The following is a 22390-nucleotide window of genomic DNA, read 5'->3' as shown; positions in this document are numbered from 1 at the left end:
GCGCCTCAGGCGATGGTCATGACCAGCGTCAGGCAGTTCCAGCCGTCCTGGTGCTGGTAGTCGAGGGTGTCCAGGTAATGCCGCATCAACCGCACCCCGTGCCCGCCGACCTGGGCTTCGTCCAGGCAGGCGACCAGGGACGGCGGGTTGCCCGCCGTGGGGTCGTAGGGGCGCCCGTTGTCGCGCAGTTCGATCTTGACGCGCGTGTCGTCGGCCTGGCAGGAGACGGTGATGGCCGGTGTGCCAGGTCCGGGAGGATCGAAGGCATAGGTCACGACATTGGTCAGCGCTTCGTCGAGCGAGAGCGTCAGGCCGAACGTGACCCGGGGGGGCCAGCCCAGGCGTTCGGCGAGATCCTCGATCCATTGCAGGGCGAGCGGGATCGCACCCAGGTCGGCGGGCAGGGCGAGCGTGTCGTGGCTGTCGGGCATGGGAGATCCGGTGCGAGCCGGCGGCTTATTGAGGCGCGTCGCCCCGGATGCGTGCGGCCAGGTCGGCGGCCACCTCGGCAGAAGGGACCTCGAAGGCCAGAATGCCGCGATCCAGCGTGCCGGAAATGCGGGGGGCGGCCACCAGTTCGCGGCCAATGACCAGGGCCAGCAAGCCGCCGATATTCTGGCGGCTGACGGCGCCGAGCCGTTCGGCGCCGGCGGGCGTCAGGCGCAACCCGACGAAATGCCCGCCTTGGCGGTCGGAGAGGGCGGCGGCTTCGGTCAGGTCTTCGCGGGCGAGAATGGGGCGGGTATGGAGATAGACCGTGCCCTCTGGAACCGGAACGGCGACCAGTTGGTCGCCGGGCGCCGATTGGGCGAGGTAGATGGCGACCGGCTGCACGATGCGCATGGCGTCAGCGGTCGAGCCGGAGGCGGCTTGTTGCGTGTCGAGCGGCGCTGTACGGGATGCCGAGGGGAGATTCTGGCATCCTGCGAGGACCAGCAAGGAGAACAGCAGGAAGAGAGCGGAGAAACGGGTTGTCACGTGCATGGTGATGGCTTGGAAGGCCTGAGGGGGTGGAAACCGTCCGCCGCATGAATGCCGCCCTGTGGGAATTGCCGTCGGGGGCTGTGATTCGGTAGCCGGTCGGCGTGTAATCGCGCCGTCATTAGAAACTATACACATGGACCGTTCCCAAGCCAATGGCCATGTTGAGCTCGGGGATTAAACGTCGCACCGTGATGGAACTTGCCCTATGAGGCGGGTTACTCATCGCCATGTAATGGACTTTGAGCAATAGATGGAGAGATGCGATGGCACTCGGTCTCGAGGGTTTCAGACAACTGGGCAGCGGAGTCTTCGAGCGGGAAATCCGCCGGAATCCCCAGGGGCAGGAGGGTGTGCGCCAAAGCGGCCTGTCGCGTCTGGTCGGCCGCATCCAGGGCTGGTTCCGCTCGCCCCAGGAGCAGCAGGCACGGGTCCAGGAGCGCATTCAGGTCAAACAGGCTTTCCTGGGCCTGCTTGAGAAGACCGAGGGCCAGGCCGGCGCCCTGCGGGCGCTGCGGGCTTGCGGCCTGCCGCGCGATTGGGCCAACAATGACCGCCCCCTGACGAATCACCAGATTGGCAAGATCCTGAACAAGGCCCAGGAATACCGGCTGCAGGTGGTGCGGCACAACGAATCCTTGCTGGGCCAGACGCTGCGTGGTCTGGAAGGCCCGGAACTGCGCGACGAGCGGGCGGCCGTCATCCGTGCCGTGCGCAACGACTCCCGCTATGGCAACACCCCCTTGAGCCGGACGGACGTCCAGTCCCTGCGGACCCGTGCCGAGACCGAGCTGCGTGAATTGCGCGCCGGGCAGTGCGGGGAGCGTTTCCCGGAGCTCACGCAACTGATCCAGGATGCGCCCAAGGGCAGCCCGCTGTCGCGGATCGAGCTCAATCCCGCGCGTCTCACCGAAGGCCTGCGCCAGGTGTATGGCGGAGGCCCGCGGCATGATCCGCAGGTGGCGCAGGCCCTGGAGCATCTGGACCGGACCACGGAATTGCTGGGGCGGCAAGCCTGGAACCAGGACAGTCTGCAGGGGCTGTCCGATGAATTGGGGCATCAGCGCGACGACCTGGGCGTCTGCCAGGGCGGTTTGCGCGATGGCATGGAGACGCTCCGAAACGAGTTGGACACGCTGACGGAAGAACTGAACGAGGTCGATCGGGGTCTCCAGGAGGCGCTCGTGGGCTCCCGCGAGGCGAAAACGCTCCAGGCGCGCAAGGACGCGCTCGAGGGGCAGATCCGGTTCGGCAATGAAAAACTGTCCGTCAGCCAGGCGCTGGTTCACGAGATGGACCGCCAGATCGGCCTGCTCGATGCCAAGCGCGGCTATGTCGATGAAATGCGCCTGACCGATCCGCTGACCAACCGCTCCGTCAAGCATAGCGACCTGATCTGGGCTCAGGCGGGTAATTATTTGCTGGATCGCTTGAGCGAGGAGGCCCGGGGGGGAGATCCCGCGCTCACGGAAGAGCAGTTGGGCGCCTTGGCGCAGGTCCGCGGCCAGTGGACGCAACTGTGCGAAGCGCGCAGCCAGGCCTACCGGGACAGTGACGATGTCAGTACGCTGCAGCCCATTGAGGCGCCCAGCAAGTCGAACAAGGACACGCACCCCATCGTCCAGGGAAAGCGCGACACGATGCAGGACTTGCGCGCCCGCCTCGAGGGCATCGGTATCCCCCGGAATACGCTCGATGCGCTGTTCTCCAAGTCCAGCATGACGCGCAGCGAACGTCAGGCCCTGGCGGGGCTGGAAACCTGGCAGCCCGTGATGCGCGACATGCCGGTGATGCGCGACGGTGTGATACGCACCTACAAGAGCGAGGTCGTGCCGGCCCAGTTCATTGGCCACGAATTGGGCGTCGATCTGGGCGAGGGCCGGATCGGCGGGGTGTCCGCGGGCGTCAAGGACAGCGAGGATCATGCCCGCAACCTCAAGGTCAGCCGCTTGCGCGATCCCGATGGTCAGGTGATGACCACGGTGGTGGGCCATGGCGTGCTGGATATGTGGGGCGTGGAAGGCGGCAATGATCGGCAGACCTCCAATGAGCGCGGCGCGCGTGAAGTGCTTGAGGTTGCCCTGACCAGCAACGAACGCCTGCGCGGCGTGCTGACCGATCCCGAACGGCCGCAGGATGCCCCGCCCCCCCGGCTGGTGCACGTCAGCGTCAACCTGATCTCGCCCGATTCGCTGCGCGACAATCTGGGCATTCGGGATTACCAGGAACGCACCTACACGCAAAACCAGTTCCGGGCCTTCGAGGCTAATTCGGGGCCGGGGCAGACTTTGCGGGTGTTTGATCCGAACAATCCGGCGCAGCGGGGCGAGGCTCGGACGGTGAATGTGGACGCCATCACGTTCTCGTTCGGCATCAACGCCATTTCCACCGGCGGACGCGAAATGTTCATGCGCGTCTGGAACAATGTGCACAAGCACAACACCGCCAACATGATCAAGCTGGTGGGCGATCTGGGCGAGGGGGGGTTCGGCGCCCGGGGCGTTCGGCCGGGCGGCTTCGTCGGCGAGGTCTATGATCGCCTGGAGGCTGTGGTCAACGATCCGGGCACGCCGCCCGGTCAGTTGGCGAAGGCCGAGGGTCTCATGGCCCAATTGCGCGGCCAGACCGATCTGGTGCGCACCCTGTTCACGGAGGAATCCTTCCGGACGGGCAACGGCGACACGGCCAAGATGGGCCGCGAGATCCTGGTGCTGCAAGGCCTGGCCGAACAGGGTCTGGGTCTGGTCGGGGCCACCGACTTGGCCGGTACGATGTCCAAGGGCTGCAAGAGCGACAAGGACCGGGGCGGCGTCACCGATGTCGAACTCAAGGCCAAGCTGATCCTGCGCGATCTGGGCGGCGAGATGAATCCCGACGAACGCCTGCAGGGCGACGACCAAGGCGTTTACTATACGGTCAGCTCCAGTTCGGGACAGCTCGAGAACCAGCGCTGGAACACGGGCATGGGCGGCAGCAAGGAAGCCGGCCACCTGAAAGACCGGCTGCCCGATCCCGAAGTCCGGCAATTTCTCTGCGGGCTGGGCAAGTTCGCCAAGGCTTGATCCCGCTGCACCGATCCGATATTCCTCGATTCACAGGAGCACTGCATGTCTCTCTCTTCATACCAGGCCTTGATCACCGAACTGGGCCAGTCGCTGGGCATGGCCGACATGACGGCGGGCGAAGACGGCTATGTGGGCCTCATGATCGATGATCACGAAGTCCACCTCCAGTACGAGGCGGACGACGATCTCGCGATCCTGTTCGCCCGCCTGCCCGAGGCCGATCCCGACCGCCGCGACGCCATCTACGCCATGCTTCTGTCGGCCAACCTGTTCTGGCAGGGGACGCGAGGGGCGACCTTCAGCGTCGATTTCGACACGGGGCGCGTCTTCCTGGCGGATCGGCGCGCACAGGCGGGCCTGGACCTGGATTCGATCTCGGCCTGGATCGAACAATTCGCCAACGTGGCGGCCTACTGGCGCGAGCGCATCGAGGATGCCAACGACGGCGGCCCGCTGCGCACCGGCGCGGCGCCCGATGCGGCCCCTGCGGGCTCGGCGGGCATGCCCCCCGGCTCGCTGGCCTGAACCGAGGCTCCGGCAGAAACCAGGGGGCGCCTTGCGGCGCCCCCTGGTTTCTGCCCCTGTTCAATCGCGCCGGTCTGGCGTATTTTTAACAATCCTTGATACATCCATGCCTGCTTGCCGCAGGCAGGTCTTCCATGTCCGCCGATTCGCCTTATGCTCGTGTGATCTCCGATCTGGGCCGTGCCCTGGGCATGGCCGACCTGGCCCCCTCGGACGAGGGGGTCTGCCAACTGGTGTTCGACGGCCGGCAGGTGGTGCAAATCATGCAGGTGGGGGCTCGCGGGCTGGTGCTGCTGTCGTGCCGGCTGGCCGATCACAGCATCGACGCGCTCCAGGCCGATCGCATGGCCCGGGCCAATTTCATGCAGGCGGGCCATGGCGTGGTGCTGTGTGTGGCGCCCGATGGCCGGCCGCACATGCAGATGGCCCTGAAACTGGCCGAATGCACCGCCGAGACGCTGTGCCCCGCTCTGGAGTCCTTGCTGGACCAGGCGGAATCCTGGGTCCGCGCCCAGACGCAGCTCGCCGGCCAGCCCGGCACACGCGACCCCGCCGTTTTCCTGCAGTCCGTCTAATCTCGGGTTAAGAGGCGCCGGAACGCCCGCGGATTCAGGACGACTTCTGGATGATGCCCTTGAGCGAATCGGAAATTTGCTTGGTGAGCGTGCTTTGCAGCTCGATCATCATCGTCCACTGCTGAGTCTGCTGCTGCAGCAAGAGCAAGTCGGCCTGCGAGATGTTGCCGTCGGCGTCCGTCTCCAGGGTGGAAAGCGTTGTGCGCAGCTTGGCCTCTTGAGTGCGGATGGCGCTGTAGATGGTGTCGTTGATTGCGTTGTAGTTCAGACCGGCGGAGCCGGAGAGACCGTTCAGTGCCATGGTGAGCTCCTTGGGATAAACAGGGTGGTCAAAGAAGAGAGGGTGCCGCCTGCGGATCCGCAGGCGGCGTGTCGTTGACGGGCCATGAGGCCAGGATAGCCTGCGCGGCGGCCGCGGCGGCGGCCACGGCCTGCCAGGTCTGGAAATCCTTGCGCGGCAGGCCATCGGCCATCTGTATGCGCAGGGATGCTTCCATGCGGGCGGCTCGGGCGGCCAAGGTGTCGCGCAGGACGGCGCCTCCGGGGGCGGCCAGTCGGGCTTCGAGATCGGTCAGGGTGGTGGTCATGGGGCGCTCCGGATTCAACGCAGCACGATCGCAGGGCGGGGCCCCTCGAAGGTCAGGCGCTTGTCTTCGATGCCGGTCAGACGGTAGCGTCGGTAAGTCCCGCCTACGAGCAATTTACTCCCATCTTCCAGCACGATAAAGGGTGTTTTCCCGCTGACCACGCTGAGGATGCCGAAAGGGACTGTGTCGGTGGCGGCGCGCTCGGTATCGGGCTGCGCGGCGACGTCGAAGAAACGGCGGTTGAAGTCAGCCAGAATATGATCGAACGGGATCATCTGATCGTCGTCCAGCTTGGAGGCATCCACATCCAGGCGGTGGCGCTCCCAGGTCAGGGTGACGCCGCTCAAGCCGGCCGCCGCGAGTTCCCGGGTCAGGGCGCCGGCGACGGCGGGGGCAAGCTGGATGGTGTTGCCCAGCACGACCATGCCTGGCAGTTGCGCGCGCACGGCCTCGATCGCCTCTGTGCGCACCGCATCGTCGGGCGCGATGCCCAGGATGCTCAGGCGACCCTCGCCATCGTAGCGGGGCTCGTATGTGACGGCGTGGCCGCTCAGGATCGTCCGGGCGGTCCTGAGTACCTCCGTTTCGATGCTGATGCTCATGGCAGGCATGGGCCAGACCTGCGCCAGCGCGGCGGCCAGCGCATCGCGTTCGGCCGGGTCGCGGACCCAGCCCGTGACCTGCGCCGTCGCACCGCCGGGCGCCAGGGCCACCCGCAGGCGCGAGGCCAGGCCCAGGTGTTCGAGGGCCGCCTGGATTTTCGGTATCGATTGCTCGGCTGCGATGCGCGGATCGGTGCGCGCAGGCGCGGTCGGAACGGATGATGGCAGCCAGGCGAGGATCAACGCGACTGCGATGGCCAGGCCGACGGCGGCCAGGCTCAGGGACCTGAGCCAGGAATGCGTGCGGCCGGGACGCGCGGCGGGCTCGGCGGTGGCCGGACGAGCGCCCGCGGGGAAGGCGGGCGCCGCCTCGTTGCCGCGGTCGGCATCGGGATCCTGGCCGGGTGCGGTATCCATTGCCGGGGGGGCGGTCGCGTCAGCCTCTGCGGGCGCGGCGTCGGCCGCCCCGGAGGCCTGGGCATCGGGCGGCGTCGCCCAGGGGGCATCGGCGGGGGCCACGGTGAGCCAGACGGGCCCGAGGGGCAGGGGTTGATTGTAGGGTGTGGCGGCGACGGCATCCGGGTTGGGCTCGCTGTCGCCGGGCGACAGATCCCAGCCTTCCGCGCCCAGGACCAACCGCGCCGCGCGGGCCGGCAGGCCGGTGTCGGCCAGGACGATGTCGCATGCCGGATCCGCACCCACGAGATGGCCGTGGGCGGCCGGGCAACGGGCCTCGCGGTGCAGGCCCGAGAGCACGCGCAGTTCGAGCGTCGCGCTCATCCGGCCCTCCGTTCAGAGAACCGTGCGGGCAGGAGGTGCAGGGGCGGGATCATAGATCCACCCGGGCCAGGGGCTGCACGTTGATTTCCTGGGTCAGTTCCTGGTAGGACAGCACGGGCAGCTCGTACAGGTCCTGCTCGATCATTTTGCGCAGGTAGCGGCGGATATCCATGGAGGTGAGCATCACCGGCTTGCGGGTGTTGGCCGAGATGTCGCCGACCGCGTTCTTGATGTTGTCCACCAGCTTCTTCGTGGTGTTGGGATCCAGCGCCAGGTAGCTGCCGGCCGAGGTCTGCCGGATCGCGCCGCGGATGGTTTCCTCGATGTTGGGCGCCAGCAGGTAGGCCGGCAGGATGTTCTGGCCGCTGGAGTATTTATGGCTGATGTGCCGCTTGAGCGAGACACGCACGTATTCGGTCAGCAGGACGGAGTCCTTTTCTTTCTGGCCCCATTCGATCAGCGCTTCGAGCACGGCGCGCAGGTTGCGCACCGAAATGTCCTCGGAGACCAGCCGTTGCATGATCTCGGCGATCTTCTGCACCGGCATCACGCGCAGGGCTTCCTTGACCAGGTCGGGGAAGCGTTCTTCCATGGCGGTCAACAGGAAACGGGTTTCCTGGATGCCGATGAAATCCGAGGAGTATTTCTTCAGGACGAAGGCCAGGTGCCAGGTGAGGATCTGGTGGGAGTCCAGGCTGGGGATGCCGGCCGCCGCGAGCATGGGGACGTGCGAGACCGCGGTCCAGAGAGAGGGGATGCCCGGCAGGAAAGGCTTGTCGGCCTCGTAGGGCACCTGCAGCGCCTGGAGATTCTGCTCGGTGTCGCGCACCAGGACATGCCCGGGCCGCAACTGGCCCTGGGACACCGGGACTTCGGAGAGCAGGATGAGGTAGGTGTTTTCGGGCAGCGCGTCGTTGAAGCGCAACTGGATGCCGGGGAAGGGGACGCCCAGATCGAAATACAGGGCGCGGCGGATCTTGATCAGTTCTTCGTTGAGCTCGTCGGCGTTGAAGTGCTGCTGCAGGCCGGCGGCCACATCCATCATCAGCGGCAGGGTCGGCGCGAATTCGGCGCCGCCTTCGGTGCGGGGCTTGGGCGCGGGCTGGCCATCGGCCGCCAACGCGGAAATCTCGGTGATTTCCCCGGTCTTCTCGTCGACGACCTTGCGCGTGCCGCGCAGCAGCACGAAGCCGACCGTGCCCACGGCGGCCGCCAGGGCGAGGAAAGTGAGGGTGGGCATGCCCGGAATCAGGCCCATGCCCAGGGCGACCGCCGCTGCGATCAGCAGGGCGCGGGGCTGGGCCAGCACCTGGGCGCCGATATCCTTGCCGACGTTGGAGGGGCCGCCCTCGCCGGTCTGCACGCGGGTCACGATGATGCCTGCGCAGATGGCGATGAACAGCGCCGGGATCTGGGCGATCAGGCCGTCGCCGATGGTCAGGATGGAATACACCTGCACGGCTTCGCCGGCGGTCAGTCCGCGCTGCATCGTGCCGATCAGGATGCCGCCCAGCAAGTTCACCGCCACGATGATGAGGCCCGCGATGGCATCGCCCTTGACGAACTTCATGGCGCCGTCCATGGCGCCGTAGAGCTGGCTTTCCTTTTCGACCACGCTGCGGCGTTTGCGCGCTTCGTCCATGTCGATCGTGCCGGCGCGCAGGTCGGCATCGATGGACATCTGCTTGCCCGGCATGGCGTCCAGGGAAAAACGGGCCGCGACCTCGGCCACGCGCTCGGCCCCCTTGGTGATGACCACGAACTGAACGATGGTCAGGATCAAAAAGACGACCAGGCCGACGATCAGGTTGCCGCCGACCACGAAATTGCCGAAGGTCTCGATGATGTGGCCGGCATCGCCCTGCAGCAGAATCAGGCGCGTGGTGGCGATGGAGATGCCCAGGCGGAACAAGGTCGTGACCAGCAGCACCGAGGGGAACGAAGAGAACGACAGCGGCGAGGGCAGATACATGGCCACCATCAGCAGAATGGCCGACAAGGTCATGTTGGTGCCGATCAGCACATCCACCAGCGCGGTCGGCAGCGGCAGGATCATCATGAAGATGATCGAGACGATCAGCACGGCCAGAACGATGTCGTTGCGGCTGGTGAGGAGAGTGACGGCGCGATTGAGTGCTTGTTGCATGGAGTGGTGGCTCAGCGGGGATCGACGAGTGCGGCCTGCTGCGCGCGCAGGTTCATGTAGGCCCGCATGGCGGCTTCGGCCTCGGTTTCGCGCCCCAGCGCGACCAGGGTCTGGGCGCGGACCAGGTGGAAGGCGCTGGTCAGGCCGCCCTGCAGGGCCACGCGATCCAGCGTGCCGAGGGCGGTCTCGGGTTTGCCCGAGCGCAGTTGCGCCAGCGCCAGGGAAATGCGCTGGCGCGCATTGGCCAGGCCCAACTCATCGAGGGCCGCCAGCAGCACGGCGGCTTTTTCAGGACGGTCGTTTTCCAGGTAGATGTAGGACAGCAGATCCAGCAGCGCGGGACCGCGCTCGCCCAGCGGATGGGCGGCTTCGGCATGCGGGTCGGACAGTGTGCTGCTCATGGTTTCATCCCTGATATAGAGCGCTGCGGTACATGGCCACCAGATCGCGCAGGTTGGTTTCCTCCTTGAGCAGGCGCACTGCGCGGTTGAGCACGCGGCTGTCGCCGCCCCCGTGTTCCGCCAGGCCGGCGAGAGCTTTCAGGGCTTCGCGCAGGGCCTCGGCGAATTCCGAAGGCATGAGCAGGTCGCGGTTGCCGATGTCGGGGCGCAGCGCTTCTTCAAGGAAGTGGCCGATATTGGGCTTTTCGAGCAACTGCGTCAACTGGGCGCGGACCGGATCGTCCGTCGGCATCAGGTTGCGGCGGTCGGGCAGCCCCTGAGTGGCTTGCTCTTCCTTGCGGGCATAGGTGATGGTGTCGATGCCGTGATCGAAGCTCATGAGCCGGTTCAGGCTGATGTCGGGCATGGGAGACTCCGGTTCAGGTGTCGGCGCCGACTGCGTCGAGCCATTGGGTCAGGTATTCGAGCGCCTGGCGCAGGAGCGGTTCGGTGAATTCGCGCGCATCCAGGCGCACCAGGACCAGCAGGTGCGGGGTGCCGTCGTATTCGCGCAGCGCCGACTGCACCGGCCAGTCGCCCAGTCGGCTGTGATGCGCGCGTTTGCAGGCGCGCAGCAGCCAATCGCCGCTGTCGTAGCGGGCCGGCAGCGCCGCATAGATCAGGATTTCCCCGTCTGCCTGTTCCAGTCCCAGCAAACAGCCCGGCCCGGTCCGGAAGACGGCCTGACCCCGGGCGTCGAATCGCAGGTCCGGGATGCCCGCCGCTTCACCGAATTGTTGCAGAATGGCTGCGGGATCGCTCATCAGAGATCCTCCTCGTCGATGGCCATGTCCAGAGCGCCCTGGATGGCGTTCAGCGTGCCCTGCCGGGATTCGGCGTCCGGGAACACTGGAATGGGGAGATCGTGCATCAGGGACTTGATGCCGGCCAGGAACACCACCCGGCCTTCGGGCGAGGCGACACCGTGCTGCTGGGCCAGGGCCGTGAAGCGGGACTCGGTGAGCCATTTGTCTCCGGTCAGCCCCACCAGGTCGCGCATCAGGCGTTCCCCGTCCGGCGCGCCCTGGTTCCTGGCGCGGAGATCGTTGGACAGGCCGGCGCAGCCATCGAGCACGGTGACGGCCACCTGCAGATGGTACAAGTCGCCGGTGAGCGCTTGCAGCCGCTGGGGCGAGACGGAAGGCCGGGCGGCCGCCAGGTCCTGTCCCAGGGCCTGGACCAATTGTTTCAGGCCGCGGCCCACGTCCTTGCCGCCAAACCGCTTCAGGGCCAGGTCGAGCGTCCGGTTCAGAGAGTCTTCGCCCAGGACGAGGTCGCGGTAGGTGTCCTGGAAGTCGCGCACCCCTTGGGCGCTGGATGCGAATGCGCCGGCGGTGCCCAGGGTATTGATCCCCGCGCGGATCCGGGGGCCGCTTTCGGTTTCGAAATCGGCCAGCGCATCGCGCAGGGACTCCAGCAGCTCAGGCGCGGCGCCTTCTTGCTCGCCCTTGCGCAAGGTGTACTGCAAGGCCAGGTATTGCTGCGACACATCGCCGAAGGCCTGGGCCGCCTGCTGCCTGGGCGAGCCTTGGCCCGAGAGCAGCCGGGCGGTCAGCTCTTCGAGCTTGGCCTGGGCATCCGGATCCTGGGTTTGCTGCAGCATCTCGAGGATTTCCTCGAGCCGCATCAGCTCCACGGGGCGCTCGGACTTGATCTTGCGCTGCGCGTGGTGCTTGTTTTCGGCCTTTTCAGCCATGTGCAGGCTGATTTCCTCGGCTGCGTCTCCTAATGAGGAAACCTCGCCGTCCAGCAGCACCGCTTGTTCACCCAGCAGGGTGCCGGTCCGGGACTGTCCAGCGTCGAACCCGGCCTGCTGGCCGAGCAAACTTAACCCGGGGGCGGATCCTCCGGTGTCGATGCGATTCATGATGGCGGCGCTCCGCGTGGATGCTGTGCCCGAATAGTAACCGTGGCGAACGAAAGGTTCCCAGGGAGCGCGCAAGAGCGCTTCGCAGCATCGTCGTCTCTAGGGTTTCTCGGGGAGGGAAACGGGGATGGAACCGCCGGGAAACAGATGATACTAATGCTCTCGAAGGCGGTTTCGCCGGGCCTGGTTTCTCTGATAGGAACTCCCGGATGGGATCGGTTACTGACCGGGTAGCTGTATTTTGTATGAATGCAGCCCCAAACAATAGGATGATCCAGCGATGAACTCTCCCGTCACTAACTCCGGTGGTGTCAATTTCCAAGCCATGCTGGCTACTGGCGATATCCAGACTCTGATCCAGATGGTCCAGAGCGAACGCGTCAGGCTGTTGGATACGCAACTGGTGGATCAGGTCAAGGCCGTGCAGGCCCGCAACGACCAGATCGCCAAGCTCAACAATGTGCTGTCCGGGCTCAATTCCGTGCTGGCCCGCGCCAAGGATACCAACGCAACCACGAAAATCAACGACGGCAATTGGAATGCCGATGCGGTCAAGGACATCGAACTGCCGCTGAACGACCAGATCCGCGAACTGGGTATCGACAATCTCACGGGCAACTCCAATGTGGGCGGGCAGTGCACCCCGGGACCCGGCATGCCGAAGGATGGCGGCCAAGGCCATTCCATCAAGGGTAGCAGCGTCATTTCGGGCAATTCGACCCGGGGCGAGATTGAGGCCGCCATCACGAAGGTCAAGGGCATGATCGATGCCGAAAGCAACAACCAGCAGATGGATATGCTGCGCCTGCAGAGTCTGAACAACAAAAAGAATGAGTCCATCGAGATCCTGACCAACACGCAGAAAAAGCACACCGACGCCAATTCCAACATCATCCGCAACATCTGACGCCCATTCCGGCCCGCATCCGCGGGCCGGCGTCATCATTTACTCGACCGCCCAGGCGGTTTGACTCAAGAGGCACGTCATGAATACTTCCGGTGTAAACAATTCCTTTGCCATCGATTTCAGCCAGGCGATCGCTTCCGGCGATATCCAAACCTTGATCCAGATGGTGCAGAGCGAGCGTGTTCGCCTTCTCGATACCCAATTGGTGGATCAGGTCAAGGCGGTGCAGGCCCGTAACGACCAGATCGCCAAGCTGAATAACGTGCTGGCGGGGCTGAATTCGTATGCCTCCCAGATCGCCGGCACCGATGCCGGCAGCAAACCTAAGGGATGGAGTAACGATAAGATCCGTCAGTATGAGATGCCGCTGAATGATGCCATTCAAGATGCGGGTATTGCGGATCTGGGATTCCAGAACCGCACGGGCCAGCGTACGCCGCAACCCGGCGAAACCCAGGATGGCAGTGCCGGCAAGCTGTTGACCGGGACCAATGTGATCACCGGCAGTGTCACCAAGGGTGAGATCGACGCGGCGATCACGAAGGTCAAGGGCCTGATCGATGCCGAAAGCAACAACCAGCAGATGGATATGCTGCGCCTGCAGAGCCTGAACAACAAAAAGAACGAGTCCGTCGAAATTCTGACCAACACGCAGAAAAAGCACACCGACGCCAACTCCAATATTATTCGCAACATCTGACGCCCATCCCGGCCCGCATCCGCGGGCCGGCGTCATCATTTCACCTGACCGCTCAGGCGGTTTGATTCAAGGAGCAGGCCATGAATACTTCCGGCGTAGGCAGTTCTCTTCCCATCGACATCAGCCAGGCGATTGCCTCCGGCGACATCCAGACCTTGATCCAGATGGTTCAGGGCGAGCGCGTGCGGCTGCTGGATACGCAACTGGTGGATCAGGTCAAGGCCGTGCAGGCCCGCAACGACCAGATCGCCAAGCTCAACAATGTGTTGTCCGCCCTGACGAAATTCCAGGGCGCGATCAGCGGCACCGACGCCGGCAGCAAGGTCAAGGACTGGAACTGGGATAAAGTCGACCAATATGAGATCCCGCTGAATGACGCTATCCAGGAAGCGGGCATCTCCGACATCGGCTTTACCGGGAATGGCCGCGTGACTCCGGGGCCGGGCCAGAGCGTGGACGACGGGCACGGCCACGTGATCAAGGGTCAGAAAAACACCTGCAACGGCGGCACGACCAAGGGCCAGATCGACGCGGCGGTCACGAAGGTCAAGGGCATGATCGATGCCGAAAGCAACAACCAGCAGATGGATATGCTGCGCCTGCAGAGTCTGAACAACAAAAAGAACGAGTCCATCGAGATCCTGACCAACACGCAGAAAAAGCACACCGACGGCAACTCCAACATCATTCGCAACATCTGATGAGAGGTAATTGATATGGCCAAAAAGACCCCCGAAGAAATCATCCAGGAAGCCGACGCGTTGATTCGGCAGGTCCAGCAGAGCCTGGAAGATACCCCCGAGATCTATCGCGCCCACGGGCTGGATGCGGGCCAGCTCAACGCATCCATGGGGCCGAAAGAGCAGGCCGAGGCAGAAGCCGTGTTCCGCAAGGACATGGAAGATATCGAGCGCGAGGTGGCTGAAGAGGCGGCCCGTCTGAGCTTCGCCAATGCCGAGCCACGGACGGGCGGCGGCATGCGCAAGATGCGCAACATGATCTGAGGACAACCCGCCGCAGTGAAACGGCAAGCACACGACAAAGGAACGCCCATGAATGCACAAACGGATCCCGAGATCACCGAACAGGAAGCCGCGGGTATCGCCGAGAATTTGTTCGGCCTCTGGAAGGCGGGCGGCACGCTGGCCCAGGCGATGGGCCTGTCGCCCCGGGAATGCGAAGCCATGTACGCCTACGGCCATGCGCTCTATGCGCAAGGCAAGTACAACGATGCCTTCAAGATATTCGCCCAGTTGGTCTCCTACGACCATATGGATTCACGCTATCAACTGGCCTTGGCTTCCGCGCTGCAGATGACCAAGCGCTATGAAGAAGCGCTGCAGCATTACATGATCGTGACGGTGATGCGCCTGGACGACCCGGTGCCGGTCTACCATTGCGCCGAGTGCCTGCTGGCCCTGGGCAAGCCCGACGAAGCGGCCGAATCGCTGGAACTGGCGCTCGGCACCTTGTGCAAGCCGGGTGAACACGACGCGATCAAGGCGCGGGCCGAGATGCTGCTCAAGGCAGTTCGGGCAAAGGCGTCGGCCAAATAACAGGCCCGGCATGGAACGACTTTGCCCCTGATGTCCACATAATCAGCATGGGCGCCGGAGACGGCGCGGAACGAAAACCAAGACAGCATTCCGGAGCACATTATGACTATTTCCCTGCAGTCCACTTTCCCGCCGGGTTATATCCCTCCCGGCGTTGACCCGAAGTCGCTGGATGCCGCCACCAAGAAGATGGTGGAGACCACAGGCATCACGCTGGATACCGCGCTCAAACTGATCGGGGTGGAGGTCAACGAATCCAACGCGGGCCGTCTCGATGCCCTGCTGAAGTCCATGCTTCCGGAGCCCTCCGGCGGCAAGAACACGGGTGATCCCTTCGGCAAGCTTGGGTCTGAAACGGTGGCCATCGACATTTATTCGGTGATGGCGCTGTTCCAGAAGTGCGCTCAGGAAATGCGCAACCAGGCGCGCGAAGTGCGCAATTCCGAAACGCAGGCGCAGGTGGCCAGCCTGAAGAACGCTGCCCAGGAAATCCGCAATGCGGCCGAGGACCGCCTGCAGCAGGCCATCGTCCAGGGGGCGTTCCAGATCACGGGAGGCGCCGTGTCGGTCGGCATGGGTATTGGGGGCGGGCTGCTCGCGGCCAAGAGCATCCGGAGCGGCGGCCAGCTTGATCCCGCCGCCAAGGTCCAGGTCAATCCCAAGACCAACGAGCCGATCGCCCTCGATGTGCTCGAGAAAAGCCAGTTGCAAGGCAATCGGGCCGGTATGTTGAGCAATTCCGCGCAGGGCGCGGGCAGCATTTTCAGCGGCATCGGCACCATGGCGAGCGCTGGCAAAGAGCAGGATGCGGCCGAGCACGACGCCAAAAAGTCCGAGCTCGAATCCGATGCCCGCGTACACGAGCAAAGCGTGCAGCAGGCCAACGATCTGATGCAGCAGATGATGGACGTGATCCGCGACGTGCGTGAAAAGCTGGGTGCCATCGACCAGGCCCGCAGCGAAACCAACCGCGGCATTGCGCGCAACGTCTGATCTACGTGTATACGATAGCCAGGAGCGAACATGACTACGACGATTTCGAACGGACCGGGGTATACGCCGCCTGTGGGGGGGGCGACGCCCGAGCAGACCAACGGATTGGGCGGCGCGACCGGTGCCGGGAAGACGGGGCAGGTCGATATTGAAAAGTTCTACGAAGATATCCTGAGCCTCGTCAAGCAGCAGGACGAGTCCGGCGCGTCGGGCCGCAGCGGCAACCCGTTGATCGACAAGAACGGCGCGCCACGCATCGACACGCCGTCCGAGGTCTTCAGCGCCAGCGACATGGTCGATCTGCTGCGCAGCCTGCGCAGCAAGACGCAAGACGAACAGCTCAACACCGCGCAGAAGGGCCTGGAGTCCGCGCGCATCAAGGCCGAGAAGAACACCGAGCACCAGCTCGAAAAGATCCAGGAATGGATCAACAAGTGCAAAGAGGCCGAGTCCAAGGGGGCGCTGGGCAAGATCTTCGGCTGGGTTGGCAAGATTTTCGCCTTCGTCGCCGCGATCGTGGCGGTGGTCGCTGCCGCAGCCGCGACGGCCGCCACGGGCGGTGCGGCCGCGCCGCTGCTCGCCCTGGCCATCGTGGGCGCCATCAGCGCCACCATGACGCTGGCCAGCGCCATTTCCCAAGAGTGCGGCGGGCCGGAGCTCAGCATCAACAACCTGATCCAGCAGACGGTCGGCAAGTTTCTGACGGAAGTGTGCGGCGTGGACCCCGAGCAGGCGGAAAACATCTGCAAGATCGTGGGCGGCGCGCTGGCGATCGCCTGCCCCGTCATGCTGGCCCTCGAGCCCTCGCTGTTGGGCAACATGGCGCAGAGCATCGCCCTGATGGCCGGTGCGGACGAAAAGACCGCGGGTTACATCGGCATGGCGCTGACGATCGCGGCCGCCATCGGCGTGGGCATCGCCATGGCGGTGATGACGGGCGGTTCGTCCGTGGCATCGACTGCGACGCAGGTCGGCAACAAGGTGCTACTCTCCTCCATCAAGACCTTCAATACGGCCATGACCGGTGCGAATGCGGCCGTATCCGGCGGGACGCAGATCGCGCAGGGGAGCTTGAACATCGTCAAGGCACAGAAGGAAGAACAGGCTCAGAAGGCGATCGCGGACAAAAAGGATCTCGAGGCCATGATGCTCAAGTTGCAAAAGCAAATGGAAGAGGGGCGCGAGGAGATGAAGAAAATCATCCAGCAGATCGAGGAAAGCACGCAGCTCGTCAGCAAGATGATTGCCGGCACGACCGACAACATGACCCAGATCGCCATGAACATGGGCAGCCGCTCGACGGTCTGACCGGCCAGACGTACACAGGAGAATCATATGTCCCAGCAAGCCACCGCATCCCGCAGCCCGTTCGGCCGCCAGCTTTACGACGGACTGCAGGCGCTGCCGGCCAACTCCCGCATGAGCAACGCGCAGCTCGAGGTCATCTACGCCCTGGCCTACGCCCATATCACCCAGGGGCAGTATGCCCAGGCGCTGCCGGTGTTCTCGATCCTGGCCACCTACGGCCCCACACGGCGGCACTATATCGCGGGTCTGGCCCTGTGCCTGGAGCAGTGCGGGCGCTATGAAGAGGCCATCAGCATGTATTCGCTGCTGATCACGCTCTTTCCGGGCAGTCCGGAGCCTGCCTTGCAGGTTGCCGAGTGCCTGCTGATGCTGGGCCGCACGGCCGAGGCGGTCGAGGAGCTGGACCGCGTGCTGCGCGGCATTGCGGAATCGGGCGGCGAATACGATGCGCTTCGACCGCGCGCCCAGATATTGCGCGACTTGGCCGGGCGAAGGGCCTCTTGATGCGGGCGGGACGAACACCGTCTTCCGGCGCGCCTGCGCCCGGTTCTCAAGCCGTCTCTCCGGAGACGGCTTTTGTGCTTGAAGCCGATGACGCCCGTTTCCTCACTGAAGTCGGCATGCTGGCCGCAGGCTGCGGGGATGTGCGACATGCGGATACAATTTTCAATGCGTTGCGCCGCGTCAGGCCGGATCGCGCCTATCCCCTGGTGGGGCTGGCCGTCGCGCGCTTGAACGCCGGTCGGGCCGCCGAGGCGGCCCGCCTGCTGGAAGCCGCGGATCTCGCCGATCCGCAGGAGCGGGCGGTGGCCCATGCCTGGAGAGGCCTGGCCTTGCAGTTGGCCGGCTTCGGCGCCGAAAGCCGCCGGGTGCTGGCCGATGCCTGCGCGCTGCCCGGTGAAGGCGGAGCGCTCGCCCGGCAGATGCTGGGGCTGGCGCCGGAAGTGCCGAATGATGATGTTTGATCAAGGAGTCTGATCATGGAAATCGCTTCCCTGACCGCTGCGCTGGGTACCCAGGCGCTGCCCGCTGCCGGCGCTGTGGCTCGCGCCGAGCCTGCCAGCCTGGCGACCGAGCGTTTCAATGCCCTGATGAACGCGCCCCAGGAGCCCTCGTTGAGCGGCGTCTCGGCGGCGCTGCAATCGGCCTTCGCCGCAACCCCGCCGGATGCCGCGCCTACGCTGGGCGGCCAGATCCTTTCGGGGTTGAGAGGCGTGGCGACCGAATTCTCGGATAAATGGCAGAATGTCGCACGCAGCTTGGATGGCATGGGCGCGCGGCCGGCGATCAGCGACATGCTGCGCCTGCAGACCGATCTGATGCAGGTTTCGGTGCAGTACGAGTTGGTGGGCAAGGCGGTGTCGCGCTCCACGCAGAATATCGATACGCTTGTCAGGATGTCTTGATGGTTTTTTCACTTTCGATGCCGTTCCCGGCCTCTGCTTGCATCCGTGCGTTGCGTCTGGCGCTTGCCGCTCTGGTTCTGGCCTTCTTGGCGGCTTGCGGCTCCAACGTCACGCTGTATTCCGCCGCCAGCGAAGGCGAGGCCAACGAGTTGCTGTCGGTGCTGCTCGATGCCGGCATCCGGGCCGAGAAAACCATCGGCAAGGAAGGCGCGGCCATTGCGGTGGACGGCGCCCAGGTGGCCCGCGCCCTCGACATTCTGCGCTCGCAGGGGCTGCCGCGCGAACGCTTCGACGGCATGGGCCAGATCTTCCGCAAAGAGGGCCTGGTGTCCTCGCCGCTCGAAGAGCGCGCCCGGTATATCTATGCCCTGTCCCAGGAACTGACCAATACGCTGTCGCAAATGGACGGCGTGCTCGCCGCTCGCGTGCACGTGGTGCTGCCCGAGCGCGGCGAGATCGGCGAATCCGCCACGCCCTCGACGGCGGCCGTCTTCATCAAACACCAGGTTGGCTATTCCTTCGATGCGCTCCGGCCGCAGATCCGCCAATTGGTCACGCACGCCATTCCGGGCCTGACGGAAGACCGGGTCTCCATTACCCTGGTGTCCGCCCAGCCGGGCGCCGGGACGGCGCATGAAGCGCCCGTCCAGGTTTCGGTGCTGGGATTCCAGGTCGCCCAGGGTTCCGCCGGCGGCCTGGGGCTGTTGCTGGGTGTGCTCATCCTGCTGGTTCTGGGCTTGGCGGGCGGGCTGGGCTACCTGTTGTGGCGCGGGGGCTGGACGCTGCCGGGCAGCGCGCCTCGCGCGCGGGCCGAGCCGTCGGTCCACCAGCCTGCGCACGAGGGTTCCGAATGAACTCCGCCTTGTTCGGCGCCCGGATGCTGGAATTCAATCTGTTACCCAGCCTCACGCTTCATCCCAGCCGGCATGCGGCCTTCGGCGCACCCTCCCGGCCCGTGCCGGCGGCCTGCTCGCCCGCCTGGCATCGGCTCTGGTCGGCGGTGATCCTGCGCCGGCTGAATCTGCGGGATCGCCCCGTGGTCGATGCCGCGCGCCCCGAGCTGGCGCTGGCCCTGTTGCCGCCGGACCGGCTGGCCCGGGTCGCCCGCCATCTGGGCGCCGTGTGCTGTGCGCCCCGCCTGCGCCGGGCCATCGCCGGCGGCGAGGTGCGTGAATTGGCGACGGCGCTGGGCGCCGACGTGCTGGATTTCGCCCGGCACGCCGAGGCCGGCCCATGGTCCCGGCCTGTGGAGCAGGACGTCGGGCAGGGGGCTGCGCTGGCGGAACGGGTGGACCGGATCGGCCGCTCGGCCTTGCGCGCCCTTTTCCAGGCGGCGGGGCCTGAGCTCGCCCTGCGCGCCGACCTCAGGCTCGCGGACGATCCGCAAACCGATGCTTCGGAAGAGACCCGGGCGCCCCTGGACCTGACTTTGGCTGTTCTCGAAACGATCGAACCGACATGGTATTCCTCATTTCTCGCAATGCGCTGAACCCGCGCTCCCTGGCGGCGGTGCCGGATCCGGCGGCCCGGGTGCTGCGCGCGGCCGATTATGCCGCGCTGATCCAGGCCCAGGCGCTCATCGACGAAGCGCACGCGCAGGCCGACGCCATCCTGGCGGGCGCCCAGGATGCCTTCGAGGCCGAGCGCCGCCGCGGCTACGAGGACGGCAAGCAGGAAGCCCTGCTCGACCAGGCCGAGAAGATGATCGAGACCGTCGGCCGCACGGTCGATTACTTCGCGGGTGTCGAAAACGAGATGGTCGACTTGGTCATGTCGGCCGTGCGCAAGGTCATCGATGAGTTCGACGACCGGGAGAAAGTCATGATCGTGGTGCGCAACGTGCTGGCCGTGGTGCGCAACCAGAAACACATGACCCTGCGGCTGCATCCGGACGACGTCGAAATCGTGCGGGCGCGCATCAACGACATCCTGGCCGACTACCCCGGGGTCGGCTACCTGGATTTGCTGGCCGATGCGCGGCTGGCGCCGGGCGCCTGCATCCTCGAAAGCGAGATCGGCATGGTCGAGGCCAGCCTGGAAGGGCAGATCGCAGCCTTGCAGGGCGCATTCCAGCGCACGCTGGGCAGCCGGGTCTAGGGCGGGTAAGGCCATGCGTCAGTTCGACTACATCACCGAAATGATGGAAATGGCGCTGCACGACACGCCAACCCTGCGGATCAAGGGGCGGGTGACGCAGGTCATCGGCACCATCATCAAGGCGGTCGTCCCGACGGTGAAGATCGGCGAAGTCTGCATCCTGCGCAATCCGGGCGAGGCTTTCGAAATGAAGGGCGAGGTCGTGGGCTTCGCGCGGGACGCGGCCTTGCTGACCCCGTTGGGAGACATGTACGGGATTTCCTCCGCAACCGAGGTCATTCCCACCGGCCGGGCGCACATGGTGCCCGTGGGTGCGGGGCTGCTGGGCCGGGTGCTCGACGGACTGGGCCGGCCCCTGGACGAAGCCGAGCGCGGCCCGCTGGAGGCTAGCAAGTTCTACCCGGTGTTCGCCGAGGCGCCCGATCCGCTCAAGCGCCGCATCATCGACAGGCCGTTGGAGCTTGGCGTGCGGGCGCTGGACGGCGTGCTGACCTGCGGCGAAGGACAGCGCATGGGGATTTTCGCGGCGGCCGGCGGCGGCAAGTCCACGCTGATGGGCATGCTGGTCAAGGGCGCCGATGTGGATGTGACCGTAGTGGCGCTGATCGGTGAGCGGGGCCGCGAAGTGCGCGAGTTCCTGGAGCACGAGTTGGGGCCGGAAGGGCGGCGCAAGAGTGTCATCGTGTGCGCCACCAGCGATAAGTCCTCGATGGAGCGCGCCAAGGCTTCCTACGTCGCCACGGCCATTGCCGAGTACTTCCGCGACCAGGGCAAGCGGGTGCTGTTCCTGATGGATTCGGTCACGCGTTTTGCCCGCGCGCAGCGTGAGATCGGCCTGGCGGCGGGCGAGCCGCCGACGCGCCGGGGCTACCCGCCGTCCGTCTTCGCAACCCTGCCCAAGCTCATGGAGCGGGTGGGCATGAACGAGCACGGCTCCATCACCGCGCTGTATACCGTGCTGGTCGAGGGCGACGACATGACCGAGCCCATCGCCGACGAGACGCGATCCATCCTGGACGGGCACATCGTGCTGTCGCGCAAGCTGGGCGCGGCCAACCACTATCCGGCCATCGACGTCCTGGCCTCGGCCAGCCGGGTCATGAACGCCGTGGTGACGGGCGAGCACAAGCGGCTGGCCGGGCGTGTGCGCGAACTGATGGCCAAATACCAGGAAGTCGAGTTGCTGGTGAAGATCGGCGAGTACAAGCGCGGCGGGGATGCCGTGACGGACGAGGCCATCGATAAGATCGATGCCATCAACCGATTCCTGCGGCAGAAGACCGACGAGCATTCGACTTTGTCCGAGGCGATCGAGGCCATGGCGTCAATCGTCGGGGAGACTGCGACATGAACGTGTTCCGCGAACTGATGGCCATCAAGCGTTTTCGCGAGGGGCAGGCGGAACTGGCCGTGATGCGGCAGCGCCAGGCGCTGGCCGAGGCCGAACGGCTGAGACTCCAGGCGCTGGAGCAACTCGAGGAATTCCGGCGCTGGTCGCGGCAAAGAGAACTGGACATGTACCGGGATCTGTGCAGCCGCCTGGTGCGCGCCAGTGAAATCGAGGACGTCCTGGAGGATGTGGCCGGCCTGCGCGAAGGCGAGCACGATCGCGAAAACCGCGCCGAAGAAGCCGGAGACCAGGCGCGCCGCGAGGCGGAGCAACTGGCCCAGTGCCGCGAGGCGCATCGCGAGGCCTCGCGCATGGTCGACAAATTCGTCCAACTGGCCAGTCTGCACGCGGCCGAAGAATTACGCGAGATGGAGCGCAAAGAAGACGTGGAAATGGAAGAAGCCGCATCGGTGACGCGCGACCACGACGAGTGGGTGCGGCATGACGATTATGAGCCTGCGTGAA

General features: G+C 65.2%; 28 protein-coding genes. 18 read left to right on the top strand and 10 right to left on the bottom strand.

Annotated features, from left to right (window positions below):
* Positions 1–5 precede the first annotated feature (5 nt).
* Both ABRZ00_RS03130 and ABRZ00_RS03125 read right to left on the bottom strand, forming a co-directional pair.
* The gene (locus ABRZ00_RS03130; protein WP_368641163.1) at positions 6–431 is read right to left on the bottom strand and encodes an ATP-binding protein; all 426 of its coding nucleotides are present in this window, start codon (positions 429–431) and stop codon (positions 6–8) included.
* Between the two features lie 25 nt (positions 432–456).
* Positions 457–984 carry a preprotein translocase subunit SecD gene (locus ABRZ00_RS03125; RefSeq protein WP_368641164.1) on the bottom strand — a complete coding sequence of 176 codons (528 nt, stop codon included), beginning with the start codon at positions 982–984 and terminating at the stop codon, positions 457–459.
* A 263-nt stretch (positions 985–1247) separates the two neighbouring features.
* Here ABRZ00_RS03125 and ABRZ00_RS03120 point away from each other — a divergent pair, with 263 nt between their 5' ends.
* The 3 genes from ABRZ00_RS03120 (at position 1248) to ABRZ00_RS03110 (ending at position 5146) form a co-directional block, all read left to right on the top strand.
* Positions 1248–4043: an inositol phosphate phosphatase SopB gene (locus tag ABRZ00_RS03120; protein ID WP_368641165.1), complete on the top strand. Its 2796-nt coding sequence runs from the start codon at positions 1248–1250 to the stop codon at positions 4041–4043.
* A gap of 45 nt (positions 4044–4088) precedes the next feature.
* Complete coding sequence (locus ABRZ00_RS03115) at positions 4089–4571, top strand: type III secretion system chaperone (protein WP_368641166.1); 483 nt, start codon at positions 4089–4091, stop codon at positions 4569–4571.
* A gap of 134 nt (positions 4572–4705) precedes the next feature.
* On the top strand, positions 4706–5146 hold the full coding sequence (locus ABRZ00_RS03110; RefSeq protein WP_343838294.1) for a type III secretion system chaperone: 441 nt from the start codon (positions 4706–4708) through the stop codon (positions 5144–5146).
* A 34-nt stretch (positions 5147–5180) separates the two neighbouring features.
* Here ABRZ00_RS03110 and ABRZ00_RS03105 read toward each other — a convergent pair whose 3' ends face one another.
* Genes ABRZ00_RS03105 through sctW form a run of 8 tightly spaced genes read right to left on the bottom strand, consistent with a single transcriptional unit; the run spans position 5181 to position 11568 of the window.
* Positions 5181–5447, bottom strand: a complete 267-nt coding sequence (locus ABRZ00_RS03105) for an EscF/YscF/HrpA family type III secretion system needle major subunit (RefSeq protein ID WP_343838296.1) — start codon at positions 5445–5447, stop codon at positions 5181–5183.
* Positions 5448–5475: 28 nt separating this feature from the next.
* Positions 5476–5733, bottom strand: coding sequence for an EscE/YscE/SsaE family type III secretion system needle protein co-chaperone (locus ABRZ00_RS03100; protein WP_368641167.1), 258 nt, complete (start codon positions 5731–5733; stop codon positions 5476–5478).
* Positions 5734–5747: 14 nt separating this feature from the next.
* Positions 5748–7115, bottom strand: a complete 1368-nt coding sequence (gene sctD, locus ABRZ00_RS03095) for a type III secretion system inner membrane ring subunit SctD (protein WP_368641168.1) — start codon at positions 7113–7115, stop codon at positions 5748–5750.
* 49 nt (positions 7116–7164) lie between these two features.
* Entirely contained in the window at positions 7165–9261 is a 2097-nt protein-coding gene (gene sctV, locus ABRZ00_RS03090; RefSeq protein WP_368641169.1) for a type III secretion system export apparatus subunit SctV, read from the bottom strand.
* 11 nt (positions 9262–9272) lie between these two features.
* Positions 9273–9662: a hypothetical protein gene (locus tag ABRZ00_RS03085; protein WP_368641170.1), complete on the bottom strand. Its 390-nt coding sequence runs from the start codon at positions 9660–9662 to the stop codon at positions 9273–9275.
* A gap of 4 nt (positions 9663–9666) precedes the next feature.
* A complete protein-coding gene (locus ABRZ00_RS03080; RefSeq protein ID WP_368641171.1) occupies positions 9667–10068 on the bottom strand; it encodes a hypothetical protein in 402 nt (133 codons plus the stop codon).
* 13 nt (positions 10069–10081) lie between these two features.
* Positions 10082–10465 (bottom strand): CesT family type III secretion system chaperone, encoded by a 384-nt coding sequence (locus ABRZ00_RS03075; RefSeq protein ID WP_368641172.1) that lies wholly within the window; start codon positions 10463–10465, stop codon positions 10082–10084.
* The gene (sctW, locus tag ABRZ00_RS03070) at positions 10465–11568 is read right to left on the bottom strand and encodes a type III secretion system gatekeeper subunit SctW (RefSeq protein WP_368641173.1); all 1104 of its coding nucleotides are present in this window, start codon (positions 11566–11568) and stop codon (positions 10465–10467) included. The genes ABRZ00_RS03075 and sctW overlap by 1 nt, the downstream gene beginning before the upstream one ends.
* 280 nt (positions 11569–11848) lie before the next feature.
* Between sctW and ABRZ00_RS03065 the strand changes: the two genes are divergently transcribed.
* From ABRZ00_RS03065 to ABRZ00_RS02995, 15 genes are all read left to right on the top strand, one after another.
* Entirely contained in the window at positions 11849–12475 is a 627-nt protein-coding gene (locus ABRZ00_RS03065; RefSeq protein WP_368641174.1) for a hypothetical protein, read from the top strand.
* Positions 12476–12554: 79 nt separating this feature from the next.
* Positions 12555–13175, top strand: coding sequence for a hypothetical protein (locus tag ABRZ00_RS03060; protein ID WP_368641175.1), 621 nt, complete (start codon positions 12555–12557; stop codon positions 13173–13175).
* Between the two features lie 80 nt (positions 13176–13255).
* The gene (locus tag ABRZ00_RS03055) at positions 13256–13876 is read left to right on the top strand and encodes a hypothetical protein (protein WP_368641176.1); all 621 of its coding nucleotides are present in this window, start codon (positions 13256–13258) and stop codon (positions 13874–13876) included.
* A gap of 15 nt (positions 13877–13891) precedes the next feature.
* On the top strand, positions 13892–14179 hold the full coding sequence (locus tag ABRZ00_RS03050) for a hypothetical protein (protein WP_368641177.1): 288 nt from the start codon (positions 13892–13894) through the stop codon (positions 14177–14179).
* Positions 14180–14227: 48 nt separating this feature from the next.
* Complete coding sequence (locus tag ABRZ00_RS03045; protein ID WP_368641178.1) at positions 14228–14731, top strand: SycD/LcrH family type III secretion system chaperone; 504 nt, start codon at positions 14228–14230, stop codon at positions 14729–14731.
* Between the two features lie 102 nt (positions 14732–14833).
* A complete protein-coding gene (sctB, locus tag ABRZ00_RS03040) occupies positions 14834–15724 on the top strand; it encodes a type III secretion system translocon subunit SctB (protein WP_368641179.1) in 891 nt (296 codons plus the stop codon).
* A 30-nt stretch (positions 15725–15754) separates the two neighbouring features.
* The gene (gene sctE / locus ABRZ00_RS03035) at positions 15755–17032 is read left to right on the top strand and encodes a type III secretion system translocon subunit SctE (RefSeq protein ID WP_368641180.1); all 1278 of its coding nucleotides are present in this window, start codon (positions 15755–15757) and stop codon (positions 17030–17032) included.
* 27 nt (positions 17033–17059) lie between these two features.
* Positions 17060–17536: a SycD/LcrH family type III secretion system chaperone gene (locus tag ABRZ00_RS03030; RefSeq protein ID WP_368641181.1), complete on the top strand. Its 477-nt coding sequence runs from the start codon at positions 17060–17062 to the stop codon at positions 17534–17536.
* Positions 17537–17610: 74 nt separating this feature from the next.
* The gene (locus ABRZ00_RS03025) at positions 17611–17997 is read left to right on the top strand and encodes a hypothetical protein (RefSeq protein WP_368641182.1); all 387 of its coding nucleotides are present in this window, start codon (positions 17611–17613) and stop codon (positions 17995–17997) included.
* A gap of 15 nt (positions 17998–18012) precedes the next feature.
* Entirely contained in the window at positions 18013–18438 is a 426-nt protein-coding gene (sctI, locus tag ABRZ00_RS03020) for a type III secretion system inner rod subunit SctI (protein ID WP_368641183.1), read from the top strand.
* Between the two features lie 17 nt (positions 18439–18455).
* Positions 18456–19292, top strand: a complete 837-nt coding sequence (gene sctJ / locus ABRZ00_RS03015) for a type III secretion system inner membrane ring lipoprotein SctJ (RefSeq protein ID WP_368642803.1) — start codon at positions 18456–18458, stop codon at positions 19290–19292.
* Positions 19289–19927, top strand: coding sequence for a SctK family type III secretion system sorting platform protein (locus ABRZ00_RS03010; protein WP_368641184.1), 639 nt, complete (start codon positions 19289–19291; stop codon positions 19925–19927). Before sctJ ends, ABRZ00_RS03010 begins: the two co-directional genes overlap by 4 nt.
* A complete protein-coding gene (locus ABRZ00_RS03005; protein WP_368641185.1) occupies positions 19897–20535 on the top strand; it encodes an HrpE/YscL family type III secretion apparatus protein in 639 nt (212 codons plus the stop codon). The genes ABRZ00_RS03010 and ABRZ00_RS03005 overlap by 31 nt, the downstream gene beginning before the upstream one ends.
* Before the next feature lie 13 nt (positions 20536–20548).
* Complete coding sequence (sctN, locus tag ABRZ00_RS03000; RefSeq protein ID WP_368641186.1) at positions 20549–21886, top strand: type III secretion system ATPase SctN; 1338 nt, start codon at positions 20549–20551, stop codon at positions 21884–21886.
* On the top strand, positions 21883–22389 hold the full coding sequence (locus ABRZ00_RS02995; protein WP_368641187.1) for a type III secretion protein: 507 nt from the start codon (positions 21883–21885) through the stop codon (positions 22387–22389). The genes sctN and ABRZ00_RS02995 overlap by 4 nt, the downstream gene beginning before the upstream one ends.
* Position 22390 lies beyond the last annotated feature (1 nt).

It is taken from the genome of Castellaniella ginsengisoli (assembly GCF_040955415.1).
GTDB lineage: Bacteria > Pseudomonadota > Gammaproteobacteria > Burkholderiales > Burkholderiaceae_B > Castellaniella > Castellaniella ginsengisoli.
This window is presented reverse-complemented; position numbering and strand designations above follow the sequence as displayed.